Genomic DNA, 13,727 nt, shown 5'->3' on the forward strand with positions numbered 1-13,727 from the left:
TATTCATTTTCACAATACATCATGCTTTTCTCCCGACTAGCTTTTAGCCGCAATACGAGTTAATTACGTATTCCCGGTTATGACCAAGTTCCTTGGCAACTGTCTTTGCATGCTCGTAATATTCGGCTTTATCTCGAATTTTCCCTCCTCCTCGTATTGGCACCTGGTAGCCAATCAACGTATTCATTCGATCACATGCAAACATTGCACGTAGATCATGTATTGTTCCAAACCCTTCGGACTTTAGATATGCTCGCAGTTTGTATTCAATATGCCGATATACTTTGATCATCGACTGATCTGAAGGGATCATGTTTCTACTCCCTTTAGATTTTGAATTTCCAAGTGCATCTTCAAGTACTTGCTCTACAAACGGTGAAGTCGCAACCCACCGAGACGTTTTACGTCCTCCTTTTGTTCCTCGAGTGACATTTATTTTGCCTTCGCTTCGATGTTGTTTTAGTGCTTCTTTTGGTCGCAACAAAACCGTTTCCCTCAAGCGCAAGCCTAGTAATCGCGAAGCAGCAAATGTAAAAGCTGTTTCTTGTTCCTGTTTACGAAGCTCGATATATCTTGCTTCAACTTGTTCCATAGGCAGATAAATCAAAGGCTTTGTTCGACGATGGGACCGCTTGCCAAGATACTTCGAAGGGCTGATCTCCAATTCTCTATCTTCTCGCAAGCACTCTAAAATCACGTTCATGCTAGATAACAGGTTTGTACCATAGCTCAGAGAGTATCGTTTTGACTGAACTATACTGGCGACCCACGAGGCATATGCTTCAATATCGTCTTGTTCAATGAATCGAAAATCATCGATTCCAAGCTCATAGATAAATTGAAAAAATAGCTTCGATCTGCAGAGGTGCGCTTGCCTCGTTTGGTATCGACCTTCTCCAAATTTGTGCTTCAACACGGCTTTGGTGGCAAACTTAAAAGATCGACCAAAACCGAAATTCTTTTTGCTAGATTTTTTCTTCATCTTACTCTCCAAAACTTTGTAAATGCTGTTTAGTGTTGACCTCTATAGCGCATGGCTACTGGGCGTAAAAGCTTTAGCTCGCTGTTTGAGAATGCCGGATACGGTTGAGTACGAAACTCATCGCAAACTTGAGTGAGTTTTTATGTAATTAGTAGTGCGGTTGCGGGGTTCTCCGTATGCAACCTGCGTATTGATAGGGTTGGCAACTCGCTAGTTGCTCTCAATTACTGACATAGCCGTGTTCTTATTCGTACACGCTCGTCGTGTATTTATTGCTCTTCATCGTTAATAAAAAGCCAACAGAAAATTAAGCGGAGTACTCCTTGGATTAGTAGCCACTGAGGCGGGTATTTTTTCTATAGGAATTGTTATAAATTTTGTTGAGTTTTACCTTCCACTGTTTTTTGTCCATAAGCTCTAATAGCTTATATAAGGTACGGCGATAGTCCTCACGAGTCGTTGGTGCAAGGTCTTTGCAGCACACTCGGATCACATAGACAAAGTGCTTCTCCCGCCAATGATCAACTTCAATCCCAAAACGTTTATCGATAAATGTTTCAATTGCTTTAATCCGCTGTAATTCTTTGTATTTACTCGCTGGAGCGCCTTTTAATTTGCGCTTGAACATCATATAAGCACCGCCCATACCATCCCTCCACTCTCTAACTACATAAACCATACCATCGGCTTTGGGTTACTCAGTAACTAACTGTTATCTAGTCTAGAGAATAAACTTTTTTATTACTTTCTCGGTTAGAAATGCCAAATTGAAAAATGGGTTATTTTTTGGATAAAAATGTGCCATTTAGTTCAGCTATTACTACAGGAACGCTAAGCATGACAGTGGCTAACACCATGATTTTCTTTTCGTCTCTTTTTAAAATATGGCTATCAGGAAAACACCCAATCGAGACTTCGAGCATTTTAAAGAGGAGGGATTAGATTTAAATAATACTTTAGACAAGTATGATGAACGTGACGATGCCACACTTATTTACAGGAAAATGCGATAAAGGGAGCTGAAGAATGCTCCTATCAATTACTTATAAAATACTTAAGATTCACAATAGAGTGACATAGTGAATTTGGCCCACTGATGAGAAATTCTCAGATATAGCTGAGTGAACTGCTTCGGATTTTATAGGTCCATCTTTGAGAAAATGACCTTTTTCCACTTTTACTGGAGTATTTCAACAAAAGAGACGTAGGGCATAATTCAAAGCACAATCTGGTTCAGAAACGTGCGTGCCGTGGTCGGCTCTGACCCACCTTTGGAAATAAGAGTGTAAACATGAAACTTGATCACTCTAACGTAGCCAACGGTTTACGGATTGGATACCATTCAATCAATGCCTTTTAAACATTATAATTTCACGAGTATAAAAAACCGCCCGAAGGCGGCTCATATAATCGCATATAACGTGCCTAGCTTAGTTTGAAGTCAACTGGCGCATTTGCTAGATCTGGCTCAGCAAAATCAAGGATCTTCGCTTTGTTTTTGAAAGGTAAGACTTGAACCCCTAATCGCATCATTCCACTCTTTACCGAGTCAAACGCCATTAGGATCTCATGCTTATTAGATTTCGGTGCCTCAATCGTAAATAAAAAATCGTCAGCTTTAATTGCTTTCGCATCAAGTATATGTCCGACACGAGAAATCCATTTATCACCATGGTCGGCAATATCCATGGGTTTAGCTTGGTTAAATGACATCGGTTTAATTGCGCGAAGATCTCTGCCAATTGATGTCACCAATGGAATTTTTATTTTACCAAAGCCAGCATCAACAGAGCTTTCCTTATACCTCAATGGAAGAGACCCAAATTGTTCTCTAAGCTCTCTAACCATTAATCGTTCACGCTGCTCTTTCGATACAGGAAGTTCCCTGCCAATATACGTTTGATATAGGCGATTAAGAACAACATCACCATTTTCAGCAAGTATTACACCAGTTTCACTGAAGGTCATTACTCCCTCACGTTTGCGCGTTAACTCGTGCATAACAGCAGATAATTCACTCCCATCTACCCCTTTCGCATAGTGCTTAATACGTTCTAACTCCGTTTCGATAAATGAACGAGCTTTACCATAAAGCCCTCCATCAATGTCATCAAAGAAATTGTTTAAACGTGTGAATGGTGCTGGCGCAAGTTTAATAAGCACTGTATTTGGGTAGTCATTCACCCACAGAACAATCCCAACGTTCGCAAACTCTTGGGTTTCAGCAAATGGCATAAAACGTATAACAGCATACTCAAACAGTTTTCTCACTTGATGTCCTCCCAAAAGTTGTCGTTCTGATATTGGTATAGTATAGGTAAAATTTCTTGCTGAATCTGCTCTAAAGAGTAGATCTCAAGCCATTCTTCAGGAAGCTCTGCTAACACACTATCCATTTCTTTTAGAGATAGTTCAATTCGCTGCGTGTAATATACACGCTCAATCTCGAATATTTCGTTCCACTCTATAAATGGCGCAGACACATGCAACTCTTTATGTTTGCTAAGTTCGAATTCCTTATCAAACGCTAAATTGTGATCAATTACAAGAGCATTGTCTTTGGCCGCGTTATAAAAAAAGTTTGGGTTACCTTGCCCCTGCCTGAGAGTTCGATCGTTGTTTCTTATCCAGTAGTCAAAAAAGTAAAGATCTTTTAGTAACTGATTTGGAAGTTTACCTAACGTCGATGTTGTAACATCTTGAATATTTTCAACAAAGCTTGAAGCAAAATTGTATTCGTATAACTCCTTTACTCTTTGCAAAGGACTATCCGCCCATGCTAATGAGAAGTCTGGGATTGGCAACCCAAAAGCTGTACCTAGTCGCGCACAGATCCATTCTTTAACCAAACCGTTCGATGCGGCTTTTCGCCCTTTGACAATATGCTTATTGTTTTCATCATCAGTACAAAGGTAAGGTGCCGTTTTTCCTTGAGTCATTTCTCGTGAGATTTTCTCAATACAAATGTCTTCTTTTTTTGCCATGAAATCTCTCTTTACTACAACATTACGGAGTACCAAAACACTGACAACGTACAATTAAGCTAATCGCTTGCTCTGGTGTATAATTCTTCTGGGTGCCCTAAAGGACACAGTACCATTCAAATAATGAAATGGAGCTATATTACTTCCTATAATACCTTGAATTATTCATGAATTACTAATATCAGGAAAGTCACTTACAAACTTTATGGCAAACTGAGCTTGCTAGAATCCCATTAATCGCAGACCTAGAAAAGTGAGCACCACTCCATCATTGGTTACCCAAAAACGTACTTTAGACCATACCAAAAGTCACACGTACCCGATAAACAGCGAAGTAAACGATCCGCTAGGACCACCAATAAAACCTCACAAATAGTCCTACAACGAACTAAGTCAAACGAGAAAATGCTGCTGGCGGCGTCACCGAGGCGTCACCAAAACGACAAAGCCCCGACAACTCATTGAGCTATCGGGGCTTTTTAGAATGAATGGCACGCCCTGAAGGATTCGAACCTTCGACCACCTCCTTAGAAGGGAGGTGCTCTATCCAGCTGAGCTAAGGGCGCGCGACAAAATGGATTATACGAGTTAAAAGAGGTAAATCAATGGCTTTATTTGTAGAATTGGCTTGAATGACCAAAAAAGAGCCATGCTAGAATTTATTGCTAATAATTCAAACAATGCAAACGTTTGCGCTGTGGTATTGTGCCGCTAATTCTGTGATAATGCGCTCGTTTTTTCGAAAGCCACTAGTTAAGGAAAACCATGTCTGCTCAAAACATTGATGGTAAATTAATTTCTCAGACCGTTCGCTCAGAAGTCGCAGCTCGTGTGAAAGCACGTACTGAAGCCGGACTGCGTGCCCCAGGTCTTGCCGTTGTATTAGTGGGAGAAGATCCTGCATCAGAGGTGTATGTAGGCAGCAAACGCCGCGCCTGCGAAGAAGTGGGCTTCTTGTCTAAGTCGTATGATTTACCCGCAACCACCTCTCAGCAGCAGTTGCTCGAAATCATCGATGCGTTAAATGCCGATGACGAGATTGACGGCATTTTGGTGCAGCTACCATTGCCAGCAGGCATTGATGCAACTGTGGTTCTTGAACACATTGTGCCAGAAAAAGATGTGGATGGATTTCATCCTTACAACGTAGGTCGCCTTGCGCAACGCATTCCAAAACTTCGCTCGTGCACGCCAAAGGGGATCATGACGCTGCTGGATCGCTACAACATTCCTACCCATGGCGCTCACGCTGTGATTGTGGGAGCGTCTAACATAGTTGGCCGACCGATGACTCTTGAGCTCTTGTTAGCAGGTTGTACAACGACCACCTGTCACCGATTTACCAAAGATTTGGAAAACCACGTACGTCAGGCCGATATCGTCGTCGTCGCCGTTGGCAAACCTAATTTCATTCCTGGAAACTGGATCAAATCGGGCGCTGTGGTTATCGATGTTGGCATCAACCGTATGGATAATGGCAAGCTGGTGGGTGATGTTGACTATGAAGTTGCCAAGCAAAATGCCGCCTACATAACGCCTGTACCTGGGGGCGTGGGTCCAATGACAGTAGCAACTCTGATTGAAAATACCATGATGGCCTGCGAGCAATTTGGTAAGTAACCCCCTTCAATCGAACGAAAAAAAGGACCGAATGTTCGGTCCTTTTTAGATCTAATGATCAGTCAACTATTTGATCTTATCGGCTAAATGCGAGACCGCGAGTCCAAAGTAGTATGAGCGGTTCCAATGCATCAGTGTTTGATAGTTTTGATACACCAAATAAGTACGACCATCGAGTGAATCTGGCGCAATTAACCAAGCGTCGATCTCGGTGTTGAGTTTAGGCAATGCACCGCCTCGCAGATTGGTTACACCAAGTTCAGACCACTGAGTCAGGGTTTTAGCCTTGTCTTTTTGGCGCCCCAATAACTCAGGAGCAAGGCCAGCAGGTGCTTTCACTTGGCGTCCCCAGGTATATTTGCCATCCCACCCTTCGTTACTTAAGTAATTTGCCGCTGAAGCGAAGACATCTTCTGGTGTTGACCATATATCTATCTTACCATCGTTGTTTCCATCGACAGCGTAAGTGAGAAAAGAGGTCGGCATAAACTGCGGTTGGCCCATAGCGCCCGCCCAAGAGCCTTTCATCTTGTCGAAACTAATATGACCTTGGTCGACAATATCGAGCGCGGCAAACAGTTGCTGTTTGAAAAAGGCTTCTCGACGTCCTTCATAAGACATGGTGGTCAAGGCATCAATAACGTTGTAACTGCCCTGCAAGCGACCAAAATTACTTTCTACACCCCACAACGCGACAATAAAGCGCGGTTGTACGTCGTATTGCTTGCCAATACGATTGAGCTCAACATAGTGCTTTTGAAACAGCTCGTTCGCTTGTTTGACCTTCCAATTTGGTATTGCTCTGGGTAAGTATTCTTCGAGTGTCAGTTTTTTTTCGGGTTGGTTTTTGTCCGCTTGGACCGCTCTTGGTCGAAACGTGACATCGCTAAAAGCTTGGTCAACAAACTCCTGCGAATATCCCTTCGCTACCGCTTCCTTTTTTAGCTCACTGACATAGTGGTTAAATTCTGGGTGTTCAACACTATTATCACTTGCCCAGCTCGCGCTAGAACACAGCAACGCGCTCAGTAGCCAACTGAGTCGCTTTATCGTTTTGACTGACATTGCAAATCCTTGTGATCAGGACTTTCCCTCGGCCTTACGTGCTTTGTGCTCCTTCAGCAAATCCACCGTAGGAGGCGGTAATTGCAGGAAGTATCCATCGGTTTGGAGTGACTGTGTCACTTTCTCAATATCCACTTGCGCTAGACGACGTCCCTCTAGCTTTATCACCATCACAAAGTAAGGCTTTCCAAACATTTGCATTAATGCTTCTGGCACCTGGTCAAATTTATCTTTGTGTGGAATATACAGATAGGCGCCTTCTTTTTTGGCGCTTTTATAGATAGAACAAATCACGGGAAACCTTTATAGAAAAAGTCACTTTTTATTAACTTTAACTCGATAATGAGCAAGTTACGGCAAAATAACAAGACTATTTGTCCGATTTTACCGCAGCTTCACAAGTTAGTTTTAAAAGTGCTTAAAAGTGAACCAGTTACATATGTCATCAATATGTAACAAACAGTAGAGCTCGCGCTAAGCGTTGCTCATCATTTTATCGAGCGTGTCGCCAATTAGTGGCTTTCGCCAATATTGCATGACATCAGGTGTTTTATTGACATCTTTATTGTGCTTCCAGTGCCAATTTATCAACTGATTGATTTGCTTTTTAGATGCAATCATCTCTGGAGGAAGCTGGCTTTTGTTTGCTGCTTCTTTTACGGCATCTTTTAGCTGCTTAAACAGTGCTTTGTAACCGGGCTTATCCATCAATCGCTCAACCCTCTCAGGGTATTGATCTTCTGGCATCTGCAGCGATTCCGAAACAAGCTGAACAATCACCTTGGCATAACGTTGCAAACTGCGCTGATCGATATCCTGCTTTTCCATTGCCGCAAAACTGGTTAACTGGTGCATGGCGACAGTGAGTAAATCCGCCTCTTTAAACACAAAGTTGAGCGCTAAATTACGCTTCAATCCTGTCTGCTTACGCCACTTAGCCAATAGTTTCAACGTCATGAGCTGGCTTGGGTTTAGCTGCCAAGCCCCTTTAATATCAAGGTAAGCAAGGTCGTCACTTCGAGTCGCAGAGCGTTTTTTGGCCAGCAGCAGAGCTTCTTGTTTTGCCGCTTCCGTCCAAGGTGTCTCGGATAAAGCATCAACCAATTTATGATACAGAGGCAGTAGATAATGCACATCTGCCGCCGCATAATTGAGCTGCTTTTGCGACAACGGGCGGGCTGTCCAATCGGCTCTAGATTCTGATTTGTCTAATTCGACGCCTAAATACTTAGACGCCGCAGCGGCAAACCCCATGGAGATCCCTTCTCCTAGAAAAGCGGCCATGTGTTGCGTGTCTATCATCGGGGTAGGCATGACCCCATAGTCGTTTTGAAAGACTTCGATGTCTTCACTGCATGCGTGCAGTACTTTCAATACGTTGGGAGCGGCCAACAATGTCGCAAGTGACGAACTGTCATGGATTGCAACAGTATCGACCAGTGCCAATTGCTTTCCATCAAATATCTGGACTAACCCAAGTTGCGCATAATAGGTACGTGTTCTCACAAACTCGGTGTCGATTGCGACCACGCTCGCGCTAAGCGCCGACTCTATGTATTGGTCAAGTTGCGATTGGGTGTCGATATAAATGTAGTTCACTTAAGCCTCTAAAAAGCATTGTAGGGTGATGAAAAGTCGTAAAAAAAAGGTGCGACATTAAGTCGCACCTTACCATTATTTGAGCTTGAGGAACACTTTAGGCTTCTTGCTTAAGCTTTTTAAGCTCTGCTTCTCTGATCTCGCGGCGTAAGATTTTACCCACATTCGTTTTAGGCAATTCTTCGAAAAACTCAATCAGCTTAGGCACTTTATATCCGGTCAAATGCTCACGGCAATGATCGATTAGATCTTCTTTTGTGAGCGACGGGTCGCGTTTCACAACGCAAATCTTCACTAATTCACCGCTGGCGTCATTTGGCACGCCGATGGCCGCGACTTCCAGCACTTTTCCGTGCAGTGCTACGACATCTTCAATTTCGTTTGGATAAACGTTAAATCCAGACACCAAAATCATGTCTTTTTTGCGGTCAACAATGTGCAAAAAGCCTTCGTCATCAAACTTCACTATATCGCCGGTCGACAACCAGCCCTGCTCATTAATGACGTCTTTACTCGCTTCTTGGCGATTCCAGTAACCTTGCATCACTTGAGGCCCACGTACTTGTAGCTCGCCAATTTCAGTATTGGCAATTGGGTTGCCTTCGTCATCAATAATACGGACGTCCGTGGAGGCCACAGGAACACCAATTGAGCCGTTGTATTCGCCTAAGTCATATGGGCATGCAGCAACCAAGGGTGAACACTCTGTGAGACCATAGCCTTCTATTAGCTGAACCCCAGTGGCCTTTTTCCAACGCTCTGCAACTGAGCGTTGCACCGCCATACCACCACCAACGGTTAGGTTTAGGTTACTGAAATTAAGCTCGTGAAAATCTTCATTGTTAAGCAATCCATTAAACAGCGTGTTCACACCAGTAATTGCCGTAAAGGGATACTTGGACAGCTCTTTCACAAACCCAGGTATGTCACGGGGATTGGTGATCATCAGGTTACGCGCGCCCATTTCGATGAACAGCAAACAGTTTACTGTCAACGCAAAGACGTGGTACAGCGGAAGCGCCGTGACCACCAACTCTTTGCCCGGACGTAGGATAGGGGCGTAGTGGGCTTTGGCCTGCATTACGTTTGCCACCATGTTTCTATGGGTAAGCACCGCCCCTTTAGCCACACCAGTGGTGCCGCCTGTGTATTGTAAAAAGGCGATGTCTTCACCAGACATGAAAGGCTTAACATATTGCAGACGACGACCTTTTTGCAGCGCTTTCTTAAACGAAATAGCCCCAGGAAGATCATATTTAGGCACCATACCTTTAACGTACTTCACCACAAAGTCGACGACAGTGCCTTTGGCTGTAGGTAGCAACTGGCCCAAACTGGTCAGCACCACATTTTTAACCGGAGTATCTGCTACGATTTGCTCTAGAGTACTAGCGAAGTTAGACACAATAACAATAGTCTCTGCGCCTGAATCACTCAATTGATGTTGTAGCTCACGTGGGGTATACAGCGGATTCACATTGACCGCGATTAGGCCCGCTCTCAACACACCAAATAGAGCAATCGGATATTGAAGCAAGTTGGGCATCATGATCGCGACGCGATCGCCCTTCTTAAGTTTGAGTTCATTTTGCAAATAAGCGGCAAAAGCACGGCTGCGCTCTTCCAGCTTGCGATAAGTCATTAGGGCACCCATGTTAATGAATGCTGGCTGATCGGCGTAGTTTCTTACCGAATTTTCGAACATATCGACCAACGACGGGTAGGCATCTGGATCGATTGTTTCAGGAACGTCCTCTGGATAGCGAGACAGCCAAGGTTTGTCCACGTTACTTTCCTTATTGTGATTATTTGTGGTCATTACATCATACCGAGAAAAAATTGAAAACTAAGGTTTAAACAGTTGTTTGAAAATTGTTAACTGACACAGTTATTTTACATCTTGAATGATTCGTCCATTGCGTGGCCCACTGGAATAAGGGCGACAATAACGATAAAGGCAATCAAAACTGCTTGGGTAATCATCGACGACTACACGTTCTGTGAGCGTCCAAAGATAGACGTTTTGTACATCCAATATTGGCACATTTAATTGGTAGTCCCCGACTTGGGCTTCTTCCGTACCTCGGTAGATTGCGTTGACAGTGAGCAGTCGACCCGGAGAGTACGTCACCGGCTCTAGAAAGGTTGGAATGTACAAAACAATTCGCCCCTCTGGTTCGGCTTTTATATTGGGTTTTGCGTCCCCTTTCAATGGCAAGTTAGCCAATTCTATTCGCGTCGATTCTGCTAAGTTATCTATCTTAGCGATAACCCCTGCGACACGATACCACTCACCCACTGCTGCTTGTTGCCCGATCAAGTGTTGGTAGTTATTTAGTTCAATACTTTCATCTATGGCCAACTGTTCAGGGACGGAACTGCAGCCAGACATTAGAACAACCAGCCCAAGTAAGGCTGCACTAAGAGCTCGAGACATACTTCACCTCGGTAGGGTTCATTTAACGGTTCGATAGGCGTCGCGTTAGATATAGAGATCGACGCCAACAAGCTGTTCCAACTCTTCACGTCTGGCTTGATTGGCCACGTTAAGATACTCCTGCATCGCTTGGCGCGAGCTGCCTTCCGGCAAATCGTACTGAACTCGAGCTTGGTTTATCCGCTCTTCTGAGGTCATACGAATCGGCTTGGACGCCAGAGGCATCACCGAATGAGTTGAGTTGGTATCGGTTTTGTTGGTTGATTGCGCTTTTGAACGATCGGATTTAGGTAATGGGGTAACCTGCGATGGCAAACCGTTAATTCGATTCATCTATCTCTCCTATCTCCAATTCAACCCAATCGCATCTACTGCTTTTTGGGCTGTTTTTTCCACGCAACGTTGTCACGCAAGTAGGTGGGTTCAGACGCCTCTGCAGCCGTCACCTCTCCTTTAGAATAAGCGTGTTTTGCCAGTATCACAATATCTTCGGCTTCTGGGTAAAGAACCTCACCTGCGACGGTAGACAGTGGCAATTGCGATAGAGGCTCTTGGTATGCTGCCCATCCCGTACCCGCTTGCGTCCAGGTCGATGAGTCAGAAGACAACTGCTCGGCAAGTGTTGCCGGAGGGATCACGCACTCTTGGTCCATTGGCGCCCAATGGCCATCGCTTTGACGAACAAAGCGTCCCCAATACACTTCGCTCATGCGCGCATCAATGGCGCAGACGACATGGCTTGCACCGTGCACTCGAAAACTGGCTTGTGCCATTGCTTCTAAGGTAGAAATGCCTATCATTGGCAGATCAGCACCAAATGCCAGGCCTTGCGCCATTCCAATACCAATTCTGACGCCAGTAAAACTTCCTGGTCCACGACCAAATGCTAACGCATCTAAGTCGCTTAAACGTAATTTGGCCTCAGCCAATACAGCCTCAACCATCGGTAAAACGTTATCTGCGTGGCCGCGTGGAGCAAACTCGCTGCGGCTATAAAGTGCGTCGCCATCCAAAAGTGCTACAGAGCAGTTTTCGGTGGAGGTGTCGATGGCCAAAATCTTTACGGTCATGGTACTGAATTAATCTCGTGGTTCTTGTAAAAAGTCTATCACTCTTTCTAAACTGCGATGCCGAGTAAACGGTGGCAAACTGTCTAAAAAAATGGGTGCATAATCTTTGGTCACTAACCGGTTATCACAAATAACCAGCGCGCCGTGATCGGTTTTATCCCGAATCAACCGCCCGACTCCCTGTTTCAATGCAATGACCGCATCGGGTAATTGAACATCGACAAAAGGTTCTCCGCCTTTTACGCGGCAATCTTCAATGCGCGCCTTTAACAACGGGTCATCGGGAGACGTAAACGGTAGTTTGTCGATGATAACACAGCTTAAGCTGTCACCTCTAACATCAATCCCTTCCCAAAATGCACCAGTGGCAACAAGCAGTGCATTACCAAGCTCAGTAAACTGATTGAGTGTCGCCTGTTTGTTGGTTTCACCTTGCATCAATACCGGAAGGTCGAGCGATTCTCGAAAGCCTTTGGTTAACTCTCGCATCATTGCGTGGGAGGTGCATAAGAAAAAGCAGCGCCCTTGGTTGGCTTCTATAACTGGCGTTAGGGTTTTAACCAGATGCTTGGCGTATCCTGGATCGGAAACTTCTGGCAGATAACGAGGCACACAAAACGACACCTGATTGGGGTAGTCAAATGGGCTCGGTAAACTAAACTGCTTTATCGGCTTGAGCCCGAGCCTTTGACTAAAATGAGTAAAGTCATCCGCTACCGCAAGCGTCGCAGAGGTAAATACCCATGCGGCCTGCCGCTCTCGCATCTGCTCGCTAAATTTATCGGCCACCGTTAACGGTGTTATATGCAGCGCAAAATGCCGTGGCGAGCATTCGTACCAGTAGGAATATCCAGTAATAGACACATCGCACACCCGCTTGAGACGAGATTGCAACGTCATAAGGCGCTCCCAAGCGGCATCTAACAACTCGCTGCGACCAAGCGCTAACTTAAGCACTTGCTGTGCAAAATCAAACGCTTCATTCATTTGTTCTATTTGTCGTTGGACTTCAGGCCGCGATATCGCCTCACGCCAATTGCCTTTGTCACCATTATCCCCTAACAATATGCGCATATCTTGCGCCACTTGAGTGATCCTTTGCGCTACTTTTTGCAGCTGTCGCATGTCTTTGGCTTGTGACCGATAGCCAATTTCTATGTCCTTTCCCAGATCGGCTATTTGTCGACTGGATAACGACTGACCAAAATACTGGCTTGCAATGTCTGGCAGTTGATGGGCTTCATCAAAAATAAACACATCGGCCTCTGGGATAAGCTCACCAAAACCCGTCTCTTTTATCGCTAAATCCGCCATAAAGAGGTGGTGATTAACAATGACCAAGTCAGATTCTAGGGCTTTTTTACGGGCTTTGAGAACATAGCAATCTTGATAGCTAGGGCAATCTTTGCCCATACAATTATCGTTGGTAGAGGTTATCAGTGGGATCGCAGGGCTGTCTTCAGGTAAAGTTTCACATTCCCCCAAATCTCCGCTGCTGCTGGAAGATGCCCAACTTCTCACTTTAACCAGTTGCGCAAAGTGTTGGTTGTCGCCGTCCGGCGAATGGCTCTCGACCATTTGTTGGCTGAGTCGTTCTAAGCACAAATAATTGGAACGCCCCTTTAGCAGCGTGACTTGCCCAAAGTAATTTAACGCACCAATGATTAACGGGAGATCTCGGTGGTAGAGCTGCTCTTGAAGGTTTTTCGAGCCGGTGCTTAATATGATTTTTTTACCGCTCAGCAGCGCAGGAACCAAATAGGCGAACGTTTTACCTGTGCCTGTTCCAGCCTCAACAACCAATTGCGCATCGCTTGCGATCGCGTTTTCCACCGCTTCAGCCATATCAATTTGAGGCTGCCTCGCTTGAAACCCTGTTATCGCTTTACTTAACGCACCATTTGCTGCAAATGCTTTGGTCACCGCGGCCATATTTTCTCCCTTCCAATCTACCGCGACAGATTACCACG

General features: G+C 44.8%; 13 protein-coding genes and 1 tRNA gene. 1 reads left to right on the top strand and 13 read right to left on the bottom strand.

Going from position 1 to position 13,727, the window contains the following annotated elements:
* Window positions 1-43: 43 nt before the first annotated feature.
* From ST37_RS10905 to ST37_RS10925, 5 genes are all read right to left on the bottom strand, one after another.
* Window positions 44-982, bottom strand: coding sequence for an integrase domain-containing protein (locus ST37_RS10905; protein WP_084886164.1), 939 nt, complete (start codon window positions 980-982; stop codon window positions 44-46).
* 328 nt (window positions 983-1,310) lie between these two features.
* Window positions 1,311-1,628: a hypothetical protein gene (locus ST37_RS10910; protein ID WP_084886166.1), complete on the bottom strand. Its 318-nt coding sequence runs from the start codon at window positions 1,626-1,628 to the stop codon at window positions 1,311-1,313.
* 779 nt (window positions 1,629-2,407) lie between these two features.
* A complete protein-coding gene (locus ST37_RS10915; protein WP_084886167.1) occupies window positions 2,408-3,253 on the bottom strand; it encodes a DUF3037 domain-containing protein in 846 nt (281 codons plus the stop codon).
* The gene (locus tag ST37_RS10920) at window positions 3,250-3,966 is read right to left on the bottom strand and encodes a HipA family kinase (RefSeq protein WP_084886168.1); all 717 of its coding nucleotides are present in this window, start codon (window positions 3,964-3,966) and stop codon (window positions 3,250-3,252) included. Before ST37_RS10920 ends, ST37_RS10915 begins: the two co-directional genes overlap by 4 nt.
* A 489-nt stretch (window positions 3,967-4,455) precedes the next feature.
* A tRNA-Arg gene (locus tag ST37_RS10925) sits at window positions 4,456-4,532 on the bottom strand.
* Window positions 4,533-4,731: 199 nt separating this feature from the next.
* On the opposite strand from ST37_RS10925, the gene folD reads away from it, so the two are divergent.
* Window positions 4,732-5,586: a bifunctional methylenetetrahydrofolate dehydrogenase/methenyltetrahydrofolate cyclohydrolase FolD gene (folD, locus tag ST37_RS10930; protein WP_084886170.1), complete on the top strand. Its 855-nt coding sequence runs from the start codon at window positions 4,732-4,734 to the stop codon at window positions 5,584-5,586.
* A 66-nt stretch (window positions 5,587-5,652) separates the two neighbouring features.
* Here the strand turns inward: folD and ST37_RS10935 are convergent, their stop codons facing one another.
* The 8 genes from ST37_RS10935 to ST37_RS10970 all read right to left on the bottom strand — a co-directional run bounded on the left by ST37_RS10935 (window position 5,653) and on the right by ST37_RS10970 (window position 13,689).
* Entirely contained in the window at window positions 5,653-6,651 is a 999-nt protein-coding gene (locus tag ST37_RS10935; protein WP_084886171.1) for a lytic murein transglycosylase, read from the bottom strand.
* A 15-nt stretch (window positions 6,652-6,666) separates the two neighbouring features.
* Entirely contained in the window at window positions 6,667-6,945 is a 279-nt protein-coding gene (locus ST37_RS10940; protein ID WP_084886173.1) for a YcgL domain-containing protein, read from the bottom strand.
* Between the two features lie 180 nt (window positions 6,946-7,125).
* The gene (gene rnd / locus ST37_RS10945) at window positions 7,126-8,250 is read right to left on the bottom strand and encodes a ribonuclease D (RefSeq protein ID WP_084886175.1); all 1,125 of its coding nucleotides are present in this window, start codon (window positions 8,248-8,250) and stop codon (window positions 7,126-7,128) included.
* Window positions 8,251-8,347: 97 nt separating this feature from the next.
* Window positions 8,348-10,036 (bottom strand): long-chain-fatty-acid--CoA ligase FadD, encoded by a 1,689-nt coding sequence (fadD, locus tag ST37_RS10950; RefSeq protein ID WP_084886177.1) that lies wholly within the window; start codon window positions 10,034-10,036, stop codon window positions 8,348-8,350.
* Window positions 10,037-10,138: 102 nt separating this feature from the next.
* Window positions 10,139-10,687, bottom strand: coding sequence for a Slp family lipoprotein (locus ST37_RS10955; protein ID WP_084886178.1), 549 nt, complete (start codon window positions 10,685-10,687; stop codon window positions 10,139-10,141).
* A gap of 45 nt (window positions 10,688-10,732) precedes the next feature.
* Window positions 10,733-11,020 (bottom strand): hypothetical protein, encoded by a 288-nt coding sequence (locus tag ST37_RS10960; protein ID WP_084886180.1) that lies wholly within the window; start codon window positions 11,018-11,020, stop codon window positions 10,733-10,735.
* Window positions 11,021-11,055: 35 nt separating this feature from the next.
* On the bottom strand, window positions 11,056-11,757 hold the full coding sequence (gene tsaB / locus ST37_RS10965) for a tRNA (adenosine(37)-N6)-threonylcarbamoyltransferase complex dimerization subunit type 1 TsaB (RefSeq protein WP_084886181.1): 702 nt from the start codon (window positions 11,755-11,757) through the stop codon (window positions 11,056-11,058).
* 9 nt (window positions 11,758-11,766) lie between these two features.
* Window positions 11,767-13,689: an ATP-dependent DNA helicase gene (locus ST37_RS10970; protein WP_084886183.1), complete on the bottom strand. Its 1,923-nt coding sequence runs from the start codon at window positions 13,687-13,689 to the stop codon at window positions 11,767-11,769.
* Window positions 13,690-13,727: the final 38 nt, after the last annotated feature.

This window comes from Vibrio sp. qd031, assembly GCF_002100145.1.
Lineage (GTDB): Bacteria > Pseudomonadota > Gammaproteobacteria > Enterobacterales > Vibrionaceae > Vibrio.